This window comes from Streptomyces macrosporus, assembly GCF_039533145.1.
GTDB lineage: Bacteria > Actinomycetota > Actinomycetes > Streptomycetales > Streptomycetaceae > Streptomyces > Streptomyces macrosporus.
This window is the reverse complement of record NZ_BAAASZ010000052.1, coordinates 185,005-201,037: the sequence shown is the minus strand read 5'-3', so window position 1 is coordinate 201,037 and position 16,033 is coordinate 185,005. Positions and strand designations below refer to the sequence as shown.

At 72.4% G+C, this 16,033-nt stretch carries 14 protein-coding genes; 5 read left to right on the top strand and 9 right to left on the bottom strand.

All coding sequences use genetic code 11. The features are described from left to right. Positions 1–235 precede the first annotated feature (235 nt). From ABD335_RS30285 to ABD335_RS30275, 3 genes are all read left to right on the top strand, one after another. Positions 236–2,062 (top strand): acyl-CoA dehydrogenase, encoded by a 1,827-nt coding sequence (locus ABD335_RS30285; RefSeq protein ID WP_344329402.1) that lies wholly within the window; start codon positions 236–238, stop codon positions 2,060–2,062. A gap of 144 nt (positions 2,063–2,206) precedes the next feature. Beyond that, on the top strand, positions 2,207–3,511 hold the full coding sequence (locus tag ABD335_RS30280; protein WP_344329287.1) for a M18 family aminopeptidase: 1,305 nt from the start codon (positions 2,207–2,209) through the stop codon (positions 3,509–3,511). Positions 3,512–3,657: 146 nt separating this feature from the next. Continuing rightward, complete coding sequence (locus tag ABD335_RS30275) at positions 3,658–3,888, top strand: DUF6458 family protein (protein ID WP_344329285.1); 231 nt, start codon at positions 3,658–3,660, stop codon at positions 3,886–3,888. Between the two features lie 94 nt (positions 3,889–3,982). On the opposite strand, the gene ABD335_RS30270 is transcribed toward ABD335_RS30275, so the two are convergent. The 3 genes from ABD335_RS30270 to ABD335_RS30260 all read right to left on the bottom strand — a co-directional run bounded on the left by ABD335_RS30270 (position 3,983) and on the right by ABD335_RS30260 (position 7,066). Then, on the bottom strand, positions 3,983–5,836 hold the full coding sequence (locus tag ABD335_RS30270; protein ID WP_344329283.1) for an NHL domain-containing thioredoxin family protein: 1,854 nt from the start codon (positions 5,834–5,836) through the stop codon (positions 3,983–3,985). A gap of 148 nt (positions 5,837–5,984) precedes the next feature. After that, positions 5,985–6,278: a YiaA/YiaB family inner membrane protein gene (locus ABD335_RS30265; protein WP_344329282.1), complete on the bottom strand. Its 294-nt coding sequence runs from the start codon at positions 6,276–6,278 to the stop codon at positions 5,985–5,987. A 47-nt stretch (positions 6,279–6,325) separates the two neighbouring features. Continuing rightward, positions 6,326–7,066, bottom strand: coding sequence for a GntR family transcriptional regulator (locus ABD335_RS30260; RefSeq protein ID WP_344329280.1), 741 nt, complete (start codon positions 7,064–7,066; stop codon positions 6,326–6,328). Between the two features lie 144 nt (positions 7,067–7,210). Between ABD335_RS30260 and deoC the strand changes: the two genes are divergently transcribed. After that, a complete protein-coding gene (deoC, locus tag ABD335_RS30255) occupies positions 7,211–7,903 on the top strand; it encodes a deoxyribose-phosphate aldolase (RefSeq protein ID WP_344329278.1) in 693 nt (230 codons plus the stop codon). Positions 7,904–7,928: 25 nt separating this feature from the next. On the opposite strand, the gene ABD335_RS30250 is transcribed toward deoC, so the two are convergent. Continuing rightward, on the bottom strand, positions 7,929–8,729 hold the full coding sequence (locus tag ABD335_RS30250; protein ID WP_344329277.1) for a carbon-nitrogen family hydrolase: 801 nt from the start codon (positions 8,727–8,729) through the stop codon (positions 7,929–7,931). 166 nt (positions 8,730–8,895) lie between these two features. Between ABD335_RS30250 and ABD335_RS30245 the strand changes: the two genes are divergently transcribed. Continuing rightward, positions 8,896–9,720, top strand: coding sequence for a maleylpyruvate isomerase family mycothiol-dependent enzyme (locus tag ABD335_RS30245; protein WP_344329275.1), 825 nt, complete (start codon positions 8,896–8,898; stop codon positions 9,718–9,720). A 94-nt stretch (positions 9,721–9,814) separates the two neighbouring features. Here ABD335_RS30245 and ABD335_RS30240 read toward each other — a convergent pair whose 3' ends face one another. The 5 genes from ABD335_RS30240 to pdhA form a co-directional block, all read right to left on the bottom strand. Next, positions 9,815–11,089, bottom strand: coding sequence for an MFS transporter (locus tag ABD335_RS30240; RefSeq protein WP_344329401.1), 1,275 nt, complete (start codon positions 11,087–11,089; stop codon positions 9,815–9,817). Positions 11,090–11,172: 83 nt separating this feature from the next. Then, positions 11,173–11,835 (bottom strand): GntR family transcriptional regulator, encoded by a 663-nt coding sequence (locus tag ABD335_RS30235; protein ID WP_344329274.1) that lies wholly within the window; start codon positions 11,833–11,835, stop codon positions 11,173–11,175. A gap of 166 nt (positions 11,836–12,001) precedes the next feature. Further along, a complete protein-coding gene (locus ABD335_RS30230; RefSeq protein WP_344329272.1) occupies positions 12,002–13,474 on the bottom strand; it encodes a dihydrolipoamide acetyltransferase family protein in 1,473 nt (490 codons plus the stop codon). A 26-nt stretch (positions 13,475–13,500) separates the two neighbouring features. Beyond that, positions 13,501–14,490, bottom strand: coding sequence for an alpha-ketoacid dehydrogenase subunit beta (locus tag ABD335_RS30225; protein ID WP_344329269.1), 990 nt, complete (start codon positions 14,488–14,490; stop codon positions 13,501–13,503). Position 14,491: 1 nt separating this feature from the next. Next, complete coding sequence (gene pdhA, locus ABD335_RS30220) at positions 14,492–15,661, bottom strand: pyruvate dehydrogenase (acetyl-transferring) E1 component subunit alpha (RefSeq protein ID WP_344329267.1); 1,170 nt, start codon at positions 15,659–15,661, stop codon at positions 14,492–14,494. Positions 15,662–16,033: the final 372 nt, after the last annotated feature.

Genomic DNA, 16,033 nt, shown 5'->3' with positions numbered 1-16,033 from the left:
TCCGGCCGGGTCCGGCAACGGGGTCGGGACCGGGTTCCGGGTCGCATTCCGGGCCGGGTTCGGAAACGGTCCCGATCGGGATCGGACCGGTCCGTCCCGGAGGCTCCTCGGAGGGTTCGGTCACAGTCGGGCGGATCGGGGTTGATTCTTATTACCGACGGGTAGCATGATGACAGCTACTTACTGGTACGCGTATGTGAGGACCCTCCTCCCTATCCACTACGGAGCCGTCGCCATGGGGCACTACAAGTCGAATCTCCGCGACATCGAGTTCAACCTCTTCGAGGTCCTCGGCCGCGACACGGTGTACGGCACCGGCCCGTTCGCGGAGATGGACGTCGAGACCGCCAAGAGCGTTCTGTCCGAGATCGCGCGTCTGGCCGAGAACGAGCTGGCCGCCTCCTTCGAGGACGCCGACCGCAACCCGCCGGTGTTCGACCCGGAGACCAACACCGCACCGGTCCCGGCGTCCTTCAAGAAGAGCTACCAGGCGTACATGGACGCCGAGTGGTGGCGGCTGGGCATCCCGGAGGAGATCGGCGGCACCACCGTCCCGCGCTCCCTGCTGTGGGCCTTCGCCGAGACGATCCTCGGCTCCAACCCCGCCGTCTGGATGTACGCGTCCGGCCCCGCCTTCGCCGGTGTCCTGTACGACGAGGGCACCGAGGAGCAGAAGAAGATAGCCAAGCTCATGGCGGACAAGCAGTGGGGCTCCACCATGGTCCTCACCGAGCCCGACGCGGGCTCCGACGTGGGCGCGGGCCGCACCAAGGCCGTCAAGCAGGAGGACGGCTCCTGGCACATCGAGGGCGTCAAGCGCTTCATCACCTCGGGCGAGCACGACATGTCCGAGAACATCGTCCACTTCGTCCTCGCCCGCCCCGAGGGCCACGGTCCGGGCACCAAGGGCCTGTCCCTGTTCATCGTCCCGAAGTACGACTTCGACTGGGACACCGGCGAGCTCGGCGAGCGCAACGGCGTCTACGCCACCAACGTCGAGCACAAGATGGGCCTGCGCGTCTCCAACACCTGCGAGATGACCTTCGGCGCCAACCACCCCGCCAAGGGCTGGCTGCTGGGCGAGAAGCACGACGGCATCCGCCAGATGTTCAAGATCATCGAGTTCGCGCGGATGATGGTCGGCACGAAGGCCATCGCCACCCTGTCCACCGGCTACCTCAACGCGCTGGAGTACGCCAAGCAGCGCGTCCAGGGCGCCGACTTGGCCCAGTTCACGGACAAGACCGCCCCGCGCGTCACCATCACCCACCACCCCGACGTGCGCCGCTCGCTGATGACGCAGAAGGCGTACGCCGAGGGCATGCGCTCCCTGGTGCTCTACACCGCCGCCGTGCAGGACGAGGTCCTGGCGAAGGAGGCCGCCGGCGAGGACGCCTCCGCCGCCAAGCGCCTGAACGACCTGCTGCTGCCGATCGTCAAGGGCTACGGCTCGGAGAAGTCCTACGAGCAGCTCGCGCAGTCCCTGCAGACCCTGGGCGGCTCCGGCTACCTGCAGGAGTACCCGATCGAGCAGTACATCCGGGACTCCAAGATCGACACCCTCTACGAGGGCACCACGGCCATCCAGGGCCAGGACTTCTTCTTCCGGAAGATCGTCCGCGACCAGGGCCAGGCCCTGACCGCGATGTCCGAGGAGATCAAGAAGTTCCTGGCCGAGGCCGCCGGCGGCGAGGAGCTGGCCGAGGCCCGCGACCTGCTCGCCAAGGCCGCCGGGGACCTGGAGGCGATCGTCGGCACCATGCTGACCGACCTGGCCGCCACCGAGAAGGACGTGAAGTCCATCTACAAGGTCGGCCTGAACACCACCCGCCTGCTGATGGCCGCCGGCGACGTCGTCGTCGGCTACCTGCTCCTCAAGGGCGCGGCCGTCGCCGTCGACAAGCTCCCCGGCGCCTCGGCCAAGGACAAGTCCTTCTACCAGGGCAAGATCGCGGCGGCGAAGTTCTTCGCGGCCAACGTCCTGCCGGGCCTGGCGGTCCAGCGGCAGATCGCCGAGGCCACCGACCTGTCGGTGATGGAGCTGCCCGAAGAGGCGTTCTGACGGCACGCGCCGACGGCGCTTCCGCACACGCCTGGGGTCCGCCCGCCGGTGACGGCGGGCGGGCTCCGCGGTGAGGGGGCCTCGTTCCCGGGTCAGGGGGGAACGGGGCCCCTCGCCGTTCCCGGCGTTCGTATGCTGGGACCCATGAGCAACCCCAGCCGTTTCGACCGTGGACACACCGACGACCTGGTGTCCTTCCTCAAGGCATCGCCCACCCCGTACCACGCGGTGGCGAACGCCGCCGAACGGCTGGAGAAGGCGGGCTTCCAGCAGGTGGCCGAGACCGACGCCTGGGAGGGCGGCAGCGGCGGGCGGTACGTGCTGCGCGGCGGCGCGATCATCGCCTGGTACGTCCCCGAGGGCGCCACGGCCGTCACCCCCTTCCGGATCGTCGGCGCCCACACCGACTCCCCGAACCTGCGCGTCAAGCCCATCCCGGACACCGGCTCGGTCGGCTGGCGGCAGATCGCCGTCGAGATCTACGGCGGCGCCCTGCTCAACACCTGGCTCGACCGCGACCTGGGCCTGGCCGGACGGCTGACGCTGCGCGACGGCTCCACCCACCTGGTGAACGTCGACCGTCCGCTGCTGCGCGTCCCCCAGCTCGCCATCCACCTGGACCGGCAGGCCAACGACGGGCTGAAGCTGGACCGGCAGCGCCACATGACGCCCGTGTGGGGCCTGGGCGAGCCGCACGAGGGCGACCTGATGGCCTTCCTCGCCGACGAGGCCGGGCTGCGGGCCGCGGACATCGCCGGCTGGGACCTGATGGTCCACAGCGTCGAGCCGCCCGCCCGCCTCGGCCGCGACCGCGAACTGCTCGCCGCGCCGCGGCTGGACAACCTGCTCTCCGTCCACGCCGCCACCGCCGCGCTGGTCGCCGTCGCCGAGCGGGACCGGGAGAACGGCGGCGGCCTGTCGTACATCCCGGTGCTGGCCGCCTTCGACCACGAGGAGAACGGCAGCCAGTCCGACACCGGCGCCGAGGGCCCGCTGCTGGGCAGGGTGCTGGAACGTTCCGTCCTCGCGCGCGGCGGCGGCCCGGAGGACCGCGCGCGGGCGTACGCGGGCAGCGTCTGCATGTCGTCGGACACCGGCCACGCCGTCCACCCCAACTACCCCGAGCGCCACGAGCCGGGCCACCACCCGCTGCCCAACGGCGGCCCGATCCTCAAGGTGAACGTCAACCAGCGCTACGCCACCGACGGCACCGGACGCGCGATCTTCGCCGCGGCCTGCGAGCGGGCCGAGGTGCCGTGGCAGTCGTTCGTCTCCAACAACGCCATGCCCTGCGGGACGACGATCGGTCCGATCACCGCCGCGCGCCACGGCATCACCACCGTGGACATCGGCGTGGCGATCCTGTCGATGCACTCGGCGCGGGAGCTGTGCGGCGCCGACGACCCCCACCTGCTGGCGAACACCCTGGTGGCCTTCCTGGAAGGCTGACCCGGAGGGCCGAGACGGGCCCCGCGCGGGCCTTCTGACGGGGCGTCCGGTCCGCCGCGTCCCCGGACGTCCCGAATGTCCGGGCCGTCTCGGGGTACCCGGCTGGTTGGACGAGCCCTCAACCAGCCGGACGGAGGCGGTTATCCATGGGCATGGCACTGACCATCGTGCTGATCGCGGTGGGCGCGATCCTGGCCTTCGCGGTGGACTGGGACATCTCCGGGGTCAACCTCGACCTGGTCGGCCTGATCCTGATGGCGGTCGGCTTCATCGGGCTGGCCTCGTACGTCAGCATCTTCAAGCGCCGCCGCGTACAGCCGCCGAGCCCGGCGGCACCGGTCGTGGAGGAGACCCACCGCCACGAGTGGCGCGCCTGACGCGCCGTCGACTCCCCCTCGCGGGCGAGGTGTCGACACGCGTGCGGCCCGGCCGTGGCAACGGCCGGGCCGCACGCGCGGGAACGCGCCCGCGTCACGCCTCCGCGGCGTCCCGGTCGTCCATCCCCGCCAGGACCAGCGGCAGCCGGGAGACCCCGTCCGGGGTGACGCGCACCGGAACGCCCCAGTCCTGCTGGTGGACGTGGCAGGCCGGGTACTCGACGTCCGGGTCGTCGTCGCAGGACGCGGCCATCGCCGAGACGTGCAGCACGCCCTCGGTGACGCCGTCGGCGAGCGTCAACTCCCGCGCCAGGTCGGTCCCCTGGCCCGCGCCGTCCGCCAGCAGCTCCGGCGGGGTGGCGCTGACCAGCAGCCGGGTGGAGGGGCCGTAGCGCTCGTCGAGCTTCTGGCCGGGCGGGGCCTGGAAGACCACGTCCAGCCGGAGCCGCCCGGGCGCCACCTCGGTCGCCTCGCGCCGCGTGCGGTGGGCCACCGACTCGACCCGCACGGCCTCCTCCGGCAGCCGCAGCCGGGTCAGCCGGTGGCGGGCGGACTCCACGACGAGGATGTCGTCGTCGAGGAGGACCGCCCCGGACGGCTCGCGCAGGTCCGTGGCGAGCGTGGTCACCTCGTCGGCGGCCGGGTCGTAGCGGCGCAGCGCGTGGTTGTAGGTGTCGCACACCGCCACCGAGCCGTCGGGCAGGACGGTGACGCCCAACGGGTGCTGGAACAGGGCCTGTTCGGCGGCCCCGTCACGGTGGCCGAAGTCGAACAGCCCGGTGCCGACGGCCGTGCGGACGGCGAAGCCACCGCCGTCGGCACCCTCCTCCGTACGGGCGTCGCGCTCGATCCAGCGCAGGGCGGAGGTCTCGGAGTCGGCCACCCACAGCCGGTCGCCGGCCGCCGCGAGCCCGGACGGCTGCGCGAACCACGCCCGGTCGGCCGGACCGTCGACCAGGCCCTCGTTGGTGGTGCCCGCCGCGACGGCCACGGTCCCGGTGGCCGGGTCGTACGTCCACAACTGGTGGATGCCGGCCATCGCGATCCACACCCGGTCCGCCCACCAGGCCACGTCCCACGGCGAGGAGAGGTCCACCTCGCGCGCCGGCCCGGAGGTCGCCGAGCCCTGCCACCACTGGCGGCCGGTGCCGGCGAGCGTGGTCACCTCGCCGCCGACCGGGTCGTAGCGCCGCAGCGCGTGGTTGACGGTGTCCGCGACCACCACCGAGCCGTCGGGCAGCAGCGCCAGGCCCTGCGGCTCGCTGAACCGCGCCTTCTCCGCCGGCCCGTCCGCCAGCCCCCGCTCCCCGGCGCCGACGCGCCGCACCACGGTCTCCCCGTCCGGCTCCAGCTCCACGAGCTGGTGCCGGGTGGTGTCGCTGACCAGCACGTTCCCCGAGGGCAGGACGAGCGCCTTGCCGGGGAAGCGCAGATCGGTCGGCTCCGGCTCCGGCGGCACGTACGGCCCGTCGCCGCGCCGCAGGGTGCCCTTGGCGCCGTGCTCGGCCTCCAGCTCCTCCACCAGCTTCTCGATGGCGTGGGCGTGGCCCTCGCCGGCGTGCTGGGCGACGACGTACCCCTCGGGGTCGACGACGACGAGCGTGGGCCAGGCACGCACCGCGTACTGCTTCCACGTCGCCAGCTCCGGGTCGTCCAGGACGGGGTGGTGCACCTCGTAGCGCTCGACGGCGTCGACGACGGCCTGGTGCTCGGCCTCGTGGACGAACTTCGGCGAGTGGACGCCGACGATCACCACGGTGTCGCGGTGCCGCTCCTCCAGCTCGCGCAGCTCGTCCAGGACGTGCAGACAGTTGATGCAGCAGAAGGTCCAGAAATCCAAGATCACGATGTGACCTCGGAGGTCCGCGAGCGTCAGCTCCTTGCCGCCGGTGTTGATCCAGGTGCGTCCGCGCAGCTCAGGGGCTCGAACGCGTGCTCGCTTGGTCATGCCCCCCATGGTGTCACGCCCGTGCGCGCCCCATCCCGCTGCCCGTTGTCGGCCCTGGACGGCACCGTGCCGCCGGTGGTGTGCGGGCCGCCGGTGGTGTGCGCCGGCCGGCGCGTGGCCGCGCCTGCCCGGCAACCGGGCGGGCGGGTCAGAGGTTCTTGGGGTCGAACGGGTCGTGTTCGGTGATCAGCTTGTCCAGCCGTGCCTTGTCCACCCGGCTGGTCATCTCCTGCATCTCCTGCCGGTCCCGGACGCACTTGGCCAGCGTGAAGGTGGAGGAGACCAGGAAGAGGACGCCGAGCGCCAGGAAACCGCGCTCCCAGGGGCCCATGGGCATGTAGGCGACACCGAGCGCCACGGCGAGCAGGGAGAGTCCGAAGGAGAGGACGGCCTGTACGAAGAACGCGGCCGTCATGGGCCGCTGTACCGGTGGTGTGGTCATGGTCACAGGGTGGCGCGGGTCCGGCGGGGCCACATGAGTACGGGTACTCAGACCTCGCCGGGCCCGTGCGCTGCGATGTCGACGTCGAAGGCGACGTCCAGGGCGTACCGCTCGCCGACGTAGCGGGACTCGGTGAGTTCCAGCGGGCGCCCGTCCTGGTCCAGGATCAGGCGCGCCTCGACGAGCAGGGGAGCGCCCGGGGCGACGGAGAGCAGCCCGGCCTCCTCCTCGCTCGCCGCGGCCGCCCTGATGGAGGAGTGGCCGCGGGTGGGGGTCCGGCCCAGGTCCACCAGGGTGCGGTGCAGGGAGGCGGTCGCGAGGTCGGCGTCCAGCAGGGCGGAGAGCTCGTCGGGGAAGACGGCCCGCTCCAGGGCGGTGGGGACGCCGTCGGCCAGCCGTACCCGGCCGATCTCCACCACGTGCGCCGGCGGCCCGCCCAGCAGCAGCCGGTTCGCCTCCTCCTCGGTGGCCGGGCGGCGCAGCGCGGAGACGAGGCGGGAGGAGGGCCGGCGCCCGCGGCGGCGCGTCTCCTCGCCGAACCCGACCAGGTTCTCCGCCCGGCGGTGGGTGGGGGGCTCGGCCACGAACGTCCCCCGCCCCGGGACCCGGTACACCAGCCCCTCCGCCACCAGCCGCTGCACGGCCGCCCGCGCGGTCATCCGGCTCACCCCGAACTCCGCGCACAGTTCGCTCTCCGAGGGGAGGGGGTCGTGGGGACGCCGCCCGGCGAGGCGGGCGCGGAGCGCCTGCTCGATCCGGTGGTACCTGGGGGCGAAGTCCGTTTCCATCGAGGCTTCCCTGTCTCCCGGCCGGTCTTCCTGTCCGGCCACCACCCTAGAAGGAACGTGGCTGTCTAGCTGTATAGACAGCTTCCTGTTAGGGTCGTGCCCCTTCCGACCACCCCCGACCGAGCACAGAACAGGAGCGGCACCATGGACCGTGCCGGACTCGACACCGCCCGGGTCGCCAAGATGATCGACCACTCGCTGCTGCGTCCGGAGCTGACCGCGCGCGACGTGCTGGAGGGCTGCGCGCTCGCCGCCCGCTACGACGTGGCCTCGGTCTGCGTGAAGCCGGTCGACGTGGCACGGGCCGCCCGGGAGCTGTCCGGCACCGACGTCCTGGTGGGCACCGTGGTCGGCTTCCCGCACGGCTCGTCCACCACGGCCGTGAAGGTGGCCGAGGCCCGTACCGCGCTCGCCGACGGGGCGCGGGAGCTGGACATGGTGCTCGACATCGGGCGGCTCCGCGGCGGCGAGGACCGCGCGGTGGCCGAGGACGTCCGCGCCGTCGTCGAGGCGGCCCGGGAGGGGGACGCCCTCGTCAAGGTCGTCTTCGAGAACGCCTACCTCACCGACGAGGAGAAGATCAGGGCCTGCCGGCTGAGCGCGGAGGCCGGCGCGGACTACGTGAAGACCTCCACCGGCTTCGCCCCGGGCGGCGCCACCCTGGCGGACGTCCGGCTGATGCGGGCCCACGTCCCGGAGCGCGTGAAGGTCAAGGCGGCGGGCGGGGTGCGCACCCTCGACCTGCTGCTGGAGATGGTCGAGGCGGGGGCCGAGCGCTTCGGGGCCACCGCCACCGCCGCGATCCTCGACGACCTGGCGGGCCGGACGGCCCGGTAGCCGCGGGCCCGGCGGCCGGCGGGGCTCAGGGCAGTACGCGGTCCCGCAGGACGGGGAAGTCCGCGCGGACCTTGGCGACGTACGCCGGGTCCAGGTCGGCGGTGACGACCCGCTCCTCGGCGTCCTCCGCCTCGGCCAGCGTCTCGCCCCAGGGGTCGACGATCACGCTCCGGCCCGCCTGGGGGACGCCCGCGTGGGTGCCCGCGGTGCCGCAGGCCAGGACGTAGGACTGGTTCTCCACGGCGCGGGCGCGGGCCAGCAGGGACCAGTGGGCGGCGCGGCGGGCGGGCCAGCCCGCCGGGACGACCAGGAGCTCCGCGCCGTCCCGCGTCAGGGCGCGGAACAGCTCGGGGAAGCGCAGGTCGTAGCAGGTGGCCAGGCCCAGCGTGGTGTCGGGCAGGGGGACCGTGACCGGTGCGGTGCCGGCGGACATCAGGGCGGCCTCGCCCCGGTCGAAGCCGAAGCGGTGGATCTTGCGGTACGTGGCGGCGAGGTCGCCGTCGGGGGAGAAGACCAGCGCGGTGTTGTAGAGGACCGTCTCCCCGGACTCCCCGGTGGCGCGTTCGACCACGGACCCGGCGTGCAGCCAGACGCGCGCCTCGCGGGCCGCTTCGGACATCGCCTCGGCCGTCCGCGCGCCGGGGCCGCGCACCGGCTCGGCCTCCGCCCGGAAGGAGTCGACGGCGAAGGCGCCGACCGTCCACAGCTCCGGCAGGACGACGAGGTCGGCGGCGGACTGTTCCCTGACGAGGGCCGCCACCCGCGCACGGCGCGCTTCGACCGTTTCGTCCTGGTTCACACCGATCTGGATGAGGGAGGCGCGCACCGTACCACCGTCCAAGGCTCCGAGGGGGTCAAACGCTGCTCGAAAGCAGCCTACGATCGTCACTCAAAAGGCCTGTCAGGCTGCCCGTGCGCAGCGTAACTTGAGAGCACCCAAACCGCGAACCCACACCATCCACACGTATCCAGCACGTATCCGAGGGGTCCCGTTGATCGACCACCCAAGCCTTCAGCCCTATGCCGACGCCTGGGCCCACTCCATCGAGGCGATATCCGAGCTGGTCTCCCCGCTGGTCGAAGGCGAGTGGAACCGAGCGACCGACTGTCCGGGGTGGTCGGTCCGGGACGTCGTCTCCCATGTCATCGGCTCGGAGTGCGAGATGCTGGGCGACCCCCGGCCGATCCACACGCTGCCGCGCGACCTGTTCCATGTGAAGGACGAGGTCAGCCGCCGTCTGGAGGTCCAGGTGGACGTCCGGCGCTGCCACACGGCGCCGGAGATGACGAGCGAGCTGGAGTACACGATCATCCGCCGGTCGCGCCAGTTGCGGAACGAGAAGCGCGACCCGTCGGCGAAGGTGACGGACCCCCTGGGTCGGGAGACGACCCTGGAGCAGGCCCTGCGGATTCGGGCGTTCGACGTGTGGGTGCACGAGCAGGACCTGCGGCGGGCCCTGGGCAAGCCCGGCAACCTGGACTCCCCCGGCGCGCTCGTCGCCCGGGACGTGCTGCTGGAGGCGCTGCCCAAGGTGGTCGCCAAGGACGCCGGGGCGCCGCCGAACTCGGCGGTCGTCGTCGACGTGAGCGGGCCGCTGGAGTTCATGCGGACCGTCCGCGTCGACGCCCAGGGCCGGGGCACGGTGGACGGCAGCGTCTCGCTGGGGCCCGCGGTCACCCTGGCGACGGACTGGGAGACCTACATGCGGCTGGCCTGCGGACGGGTGCGGCCCTCGGCGGTGCGCGAGCACCTGAAGGTCGAGGGCGACCAGGAGCTCGCGGACGCCATCCTCGCCCACTTCGCCGTCACGCCCTGACCCCCGGGGGCGCCGTCCCGGGGGACACGGGACATCGGACCGCCGCCCCGGGGGACACGGGACATCGGACCGCCGTCCCGGGGGACACGGGGCGTCAGACCGGCACGTGCACCGCCTCGACGCGGCTGGCCACCACCCGTTCGCGCTCGCGGCGGTGCGCCCTGCCGCGCAGCCGGAGGATCTGGACGGTGCCCACCGCCTGGAGGACGAAGACGGACGCGAACGCGATCCGGTAGTCGCCGCCGGTCGCGTCCAGCAGGACGCCCACGGCCAGCAGCGTGGTCATGGAGGCGGTGAAGCCTCCGATGTTGACGATGCCCGACGCGGTGCCCTGCCGCTCGGGCGGGTTGGCGGGACGGGCGAAGTCGAAGCCGATCATCGAGCCGGGGCCGCAGGCTCCGAGCACCAAGCAGAGCACCACCAGCACCCCCATCGGGGCGTGTCCCGGCCAGAGGAGCGCCATCGCCCAGACGGCCGCGGTGGCCAGCACCGTGCCCAGCGCCAGCGGCGCCCGCGCCCTGTGGTGCCGGGCGATGACCTGGCCGTAGACGAGGCCGATCGCCATGTTGGACAGGACCACCACGGTCAGCAGGGTGCTCGCCTCGGCCCGCGAGCGGCCCTGCGCCTCGACCAGGAACGGCAGCCCCCACAGCAGCAGGAAGACCATGCCGGGGAACTGGGTGGTGAAGTGCACCCACATGCCCAGCCGGGTGCCCGGCTCCCGCCAGGCGGCGGCGATCTGACGGCGCACGTACCCGCCGGCGTGGTGGGCGGGCTCGGGTTCGGGGTCCGGTTCCAGGCCCTCGGGCTGGTCCTTCAGGAAGACCAGCACCAGCACCAGCACCACGACGCCCAGCACGGCGCTGCCCGCGAAGGTGGGCGTCCAGCCGGCGGAGGCCAGCACGCGGGCCAGCAGCAGGGTCGTCACCAGGTTGCCCGCCATGCCGAACAAGGCGGCCACCTGGGCGATCAGCGGCCCGTAGCGGGGCGGGAACCACCGCGCGCCCAGCCGCAGCACGCTGATGAACGTCATCGCGTCCCCGCAGCCGAGCAGGGCGCGGGCGGCGAGCGCCATGGCGTACGAGTCGGACAGCGCGAAGGCGAACTGTCCGGTGGTGAAGAGGACGACGCCCAGCGTGAGGACCTTCTTGGTGCCCCAGCGGTCCACCAGCAGGCCGACGGGTATCTGCATCCCGGCGTAGACCAGGAGCTGGAGGATCGAGAAGGTCGACAGCGCGGAGGCGTTGATGCCGAAGCGGTCGGCCGCGTCGATGCCGGCGACGCCCAGGCTGGTGCGGTAGGTGATGGCCGTGAAGTAGACGGCGACCCCGAGTCCCCAGACGAAGACGGCTCTGGGACCGCCCAGCAGGGCCTCGGCGCCGGTCTCGCTCGGGGCGGCCCTTCTCCGCCGGCCGTTCTTCCCGCTGCTCTTGCCGCTGTTCTTCCCGTCGCTCACCGGACCTCACCGCGCAGCAGGTGCCGTACGGAGCCCACGTGGCCGCGCACCGCCGCGGCGACCGCCTCGGCGTCACCGGTGCACAGGGCCCGGTGGATCTCGGTGTGCTCGGTGATGTTCTTGGCGATCCGGTCGGGGTGGGAGTGCATCACGGCGACGCCCATGCGGAGCTGACGGTCGCGGAGCTGGTCGTAGAGGCGGGCCAGGATCTGGTTGCCGGCCGCCTCGACGATGGTGGCGTGGAAGCAGCGGTCGGTGACGGCCATCGCGGCCAGGTCGCCGGTCTCGGCCTGCCGCCGCTGCCGCTCCAGGAGTTCGGCGAGCCGGTCGAGCAGCTCGCGCGGCGCGGGGAGGACCTTGCGGACGGCGTGCTCCTCGACCAGCAGCCGGGTCTCGACGACGTCGCCGATCTCCTGCGCGGAGACGGGCAGGACGAGCGCGCCCTTCTTCGGGTAGAGCCGGAGCAGCCCCTCGGCCTCCAGCCGCAGCAGCGCCTCGCGCACGGGCGTGCGGGAGACCCCGACCGCCTCGGCCAGCTCGCCCTCGGTGAGGAGGGAGCCGCCCTCGTAGTGGCGTTCCAGGACGGCCTGCTTGACGTGCGCGTAGACGCGTTCGGCTGCGGGCGGCGGCTTGACGACGGCGGATGGCACGGTAGGCATGCGCACATCATAGATACAACAGGTATGCGTCCCCCTTCCGTGTCCGCCATGTGGGAGTGCACGCGGAAGCGCCGGGAGCGCACGGGGAGGCAGGAGCGGAAGCACACGCGAAGGGGCCCGGCGCACACCGTGCGCCGGGCCCCTCGGGGACCGGTCCCGCGTCGGGTCAGTTCCAGGTGATCAGGCGCCTGGGGTTCTCCAGGACGGCCGCGGTGTCGGCCAGCACCTTGGAGCCCAGCTCGCCGTCGACCAGACGGTGGTCGAAGGAGAGCGCCAGGGTGGTGACCTGCCGCGGCTTGACCTTGCCCTTGTGGACCCACGGCTGGAGCTTGACCTGGCCGAAGGCGAGGATCGCCGACTCCCCGGGGTTGAGGATCGGGGTGCCGGTGTCGACGCCGAAGACGCCGACGTTGGTGATGGTGACCGTGCCGCCCTGCATGTCCGCCGGGGGCGTCCTGCCCTCCTTGGCGGTGGCCACCAGCTCGCCCAGGGCCCTGGCCAGCTCCGGCAGGGTCTTGGCGTGCGCGTCCTTGATGTTCGGCACGATCAGACCGCGCGGGGTGGCCGCGGCGATGCCCAGGTTCACGTACTCCTTGTGGACGATCTCCTGGTTGGCCTCGTCCCAGGAGGCGTTGATCTCCGGGTTGCGGCGGATCGCGGTCAGGAACGCCTTGGCCACCAGCAGCAGCGGGTTCACCCGCAGGCCCGCCATGTCCGGGTCCTGCTTGAGCTCCTGGACCAGCTTCATGGTGCGGGTGACGTCGACGGTGACGAACTCCGTGACGTGCGGCGCGGTGAAGGCGCTGGCGACCATCGCCTGGGCCGTCGCCTTGCGCACGCCCTTGATCGGCACCCGCCGCTCGCGCTCCCCGGCGGAGATCGCCGGGGCCGGAGCCGGGGCGGCCGGGGCCGCGGGCTCCTGGGGGGCCGGACGCGGCTCGGCGGCGGGCGCGGCCGCCGCCGCGGCGGCGGCGCGCACGTCCTCACGGGTGATGATCCCGCCCTCGCCGGTGGGCACGACCGTGGCCAGGTCGATGCCCAGGTCCTTGGCGAGCTTGCGCACCGGCGGCTTGGCCAGCGGGCGCGCCGCGGACGGCTCGTCGGCGACCGGCACCGCGGGCGCCTCGGTGACGGGCGTGGGGGTGCCGTTCAGCTCCGCCTGGACGGCGGACTGCGCGGCCTGCGCCTGCGCGGCGGGCTGCTTGCGCGGGCGCCGCTTCGTCGAGCCGGTGGCGACCCCGTACCCCACCAGCACCGGTTGGCGCTTGCCCGCCCCGGTGCCGTTCTCCGACCCGGCCGGCTCGGCGGACGGCGCGGGCGCGGTCTCGGCGGGGGCCGCGGGCGCGGTCTCGGGACCGGCCGAGGGATCGGTGTCCACCGTGATGATCGGCGTGCCGACGTCCACGGTGGTGCCCTCGTCGAAGCGCAGCTCGTGGACCACGCCGGTGAACGGGATCGGCAGCTCCACGGCGGCCTTGGCCGTCTCGACCTCGCACACCACCTGCCCGTCCGTCACCGGGTCCCCGGGGCGGACGTACCACTTGAGGATCTCGGCCTCGGTGAGCCCTTCGCCCACGTCCGGCATCTTGAACTCGCGGATGCGCTGGGCCGCGGCCCCGGCGGTAGCCGTATCAGTCATCGTCACGACTCTCCTCAGCCCTGTTCTCAGTACGCCAGCGCACGGTCGACCGCTTCGAGCACCCGGTCCAGGTTGGGCAGGTACTCCTCCTCCAGCCTGGCCGGGGGGTACGGGGCGTGGAAGCCGCCGACCCGCAGCACCGGCGCCTCCAGGTGGTAGAAGCACCGCTCGGTGATCCGGGCCGCCAGCTCCGCGCCCGAGCCGAAGAACACCGGAGCCTCGTGCACCACCACCAGCCGTCCCGTCTTCTCCACCGACGCCTGGACGGTGTCGAAGTCGATCGGGGAGATCGACCGCAGGTCCACGACCTCCAGCGACCTGCCCTCCTCCTCGGCGGCGGCGGCCGCCTCCAGGCAGGTCTTCACCATCGGGCCGTAGGCCACCAGGGTCAGGTCGGTGCCCTCGCGGGCCACGGCGGCCTGGTGCAGCGGGCCGGGAATGGCCTCGGTGTCGACCTCGCCCTTGTCCCAGTAGCGCCGCTTGGGCTCGAAGAAGATCACCGGGTCGTCGGAGGCGATCGCCTGCTGGAGCATCCAGTAGGCGTCCGAGGCGTTGGACGGCGAGACCACCTTCAACCCGGCCACGTGCGCGAACAGCGCCTCGGGCGACTCGCTGTGGTGCTCCACCGCGCCGATGCCGCCGCCGTAGGGGATGCGGACGACGACCGGCAGCTTGACCTTGCCCAGCGCGCGGGCGTGCATCTTGGCGAGCTGGGTGACGATCTGGTCGTAGGCGGGGAAGACGAACCCGTCGAACTGGATCTCCGCCACCGGCCGGTAGCCGCGCAGGGCCAGGCCGATCGCGGTGCCGATGATGCCGGACTCGGCCAGCGGGGTGTCGATGACCCGGCCCTCGCCGAAGTCCTTCTGCAATCCGTCGGTGATGCGGAAGACGCCGCCGAGCTTGCCGACGTCCTCTCCCATGATCAGGACCTTGGGGTCGGTGTCCAGGGCCTTCCGCAGCGACTCGTTGAGAGCCTTGGCCAGGGGCAGGGTGCGCGTGGTCGTGGTGGCCATCTCAGCGGCCCTCCTCGTCGGCGAAGGACGCCAGGTACTCGGCGAACCGGACGCGCTCCTCGTCCACCAGAGCGTGTCCGTCGGCGTAGACGTTCTCGAAGATGGCCATGGTGTCCGGGTCCGGCATGGTCCGGATGGCCTCGCGGACCCGCTGGGCCAGCGCGTCGCTCTCCCTGTCGAGCTCGGAGAGCCAGTCGGCGTCGATCAGGCCCTCCTTCTCCAGGTGGGTGCGCATCCGCAGGATCGGGTCCTTGGCCTCCCACTCCGCGCGCTCGGCGTCCTTGCGGTAGCGGGTGGGGTCGTCGGAGGTGGTGTGGGCGCCCATCCGGTAGGTGAACGCCTCGACCAGCATCGGGCCCTGGCCGGAGCGGGCGTGCTCCAGGGCGGCCCGGGTCACGGCCAGCACGGCCAGCACGTCGTTGCCGTCCACGCGGACGCCGGGGAAGCCGAAGCCGGCGGCGCGCTGGTAGATCGGCACGCGGGACTGGCGCTCGGTGGGCTCGGAGATCGCCCACTGGTTGTTCTGGCAGAAGAACACGACCGGCGCGTTGTAGACCGCGGAGAAGGTGAACGCCTCGGCCACGTCGCCCTGGCTGGACGCGCCGTCGCCGAAGTAGGCGATCACCGCGCTGTCCGCGCCGTCCTTGGCGACGCCCATCGCGTAGCCGGTGGCGTGCAGCGCCTGGGAGCCGATCACGATGGTGTAGAGGTGGAAGTTGTTGGTGGTCGGGTCCCACCCGCCGTTGTTCACCCCGCGGAACATCCCCAGCAGGTTGGTCGGGTCCACCCCGCGGCACCAGGCCACACCGTGCTCGCGGTAGGTGGGGAAGACGTAGTCGTCGTCCCGCAGAGCCCGTCCGGAACCGATCTGGGCCGCCTCCTGGCCCAGCAGCGAAGCCCACAGGCCCAGCTCGCCCTGACGCTGGAGCGCGGTGGCCTCCGCGTCGAAACGGCGGGTGAGGACCATGTCGCGGTACAGGCCGCGCAGCTCGTCCGGGGTGAGGTCCACCGAGTAGTCGGGGTGCTCGACCCGCTCGCCCTCCGGCGTCAGCAGTTGTACGAGTTCGGGGCGCGCGGCCGCCTGCGAGCGTTTCCTGGTGCCGCTCGTCGTGGTGCGCTTTCCGCTGCTGCGACGCGGCTTGCTGCGCGCGGCAGTGCTCTCCACGGTCACGTGTGCTCCTCCGTCTGTCCGGCCCCCGGGGTCGCCGGGGAGCCTGGGGTTTCCCCACCGGTGGTGGGGAGAGGCTCGCCCGATTCCGTACGGCCCACGGGGTTGGGTGCGGCGCGGACGGAACCGAGCGGTGACAGGTGTCCCGTTCGACGGCCCGCAGTCAGCACGTTACCCAGTACCTCCGCATGTGTGCGAAGGGCCCCTGACCTGCAATTTTCCTTGGATTTCCAAGTAAATCGCAGAAGCCTGGAACATCACTGGTCACAGCCTCGCGAGCGCCGGGACAGGGGCACGGTATCCCGGTGAAGAGGACACGGGAAGAGTCGTGCGAGAGTGACGCCCGGTTGGTGGGGGATCGGCGGACGCGCCGCG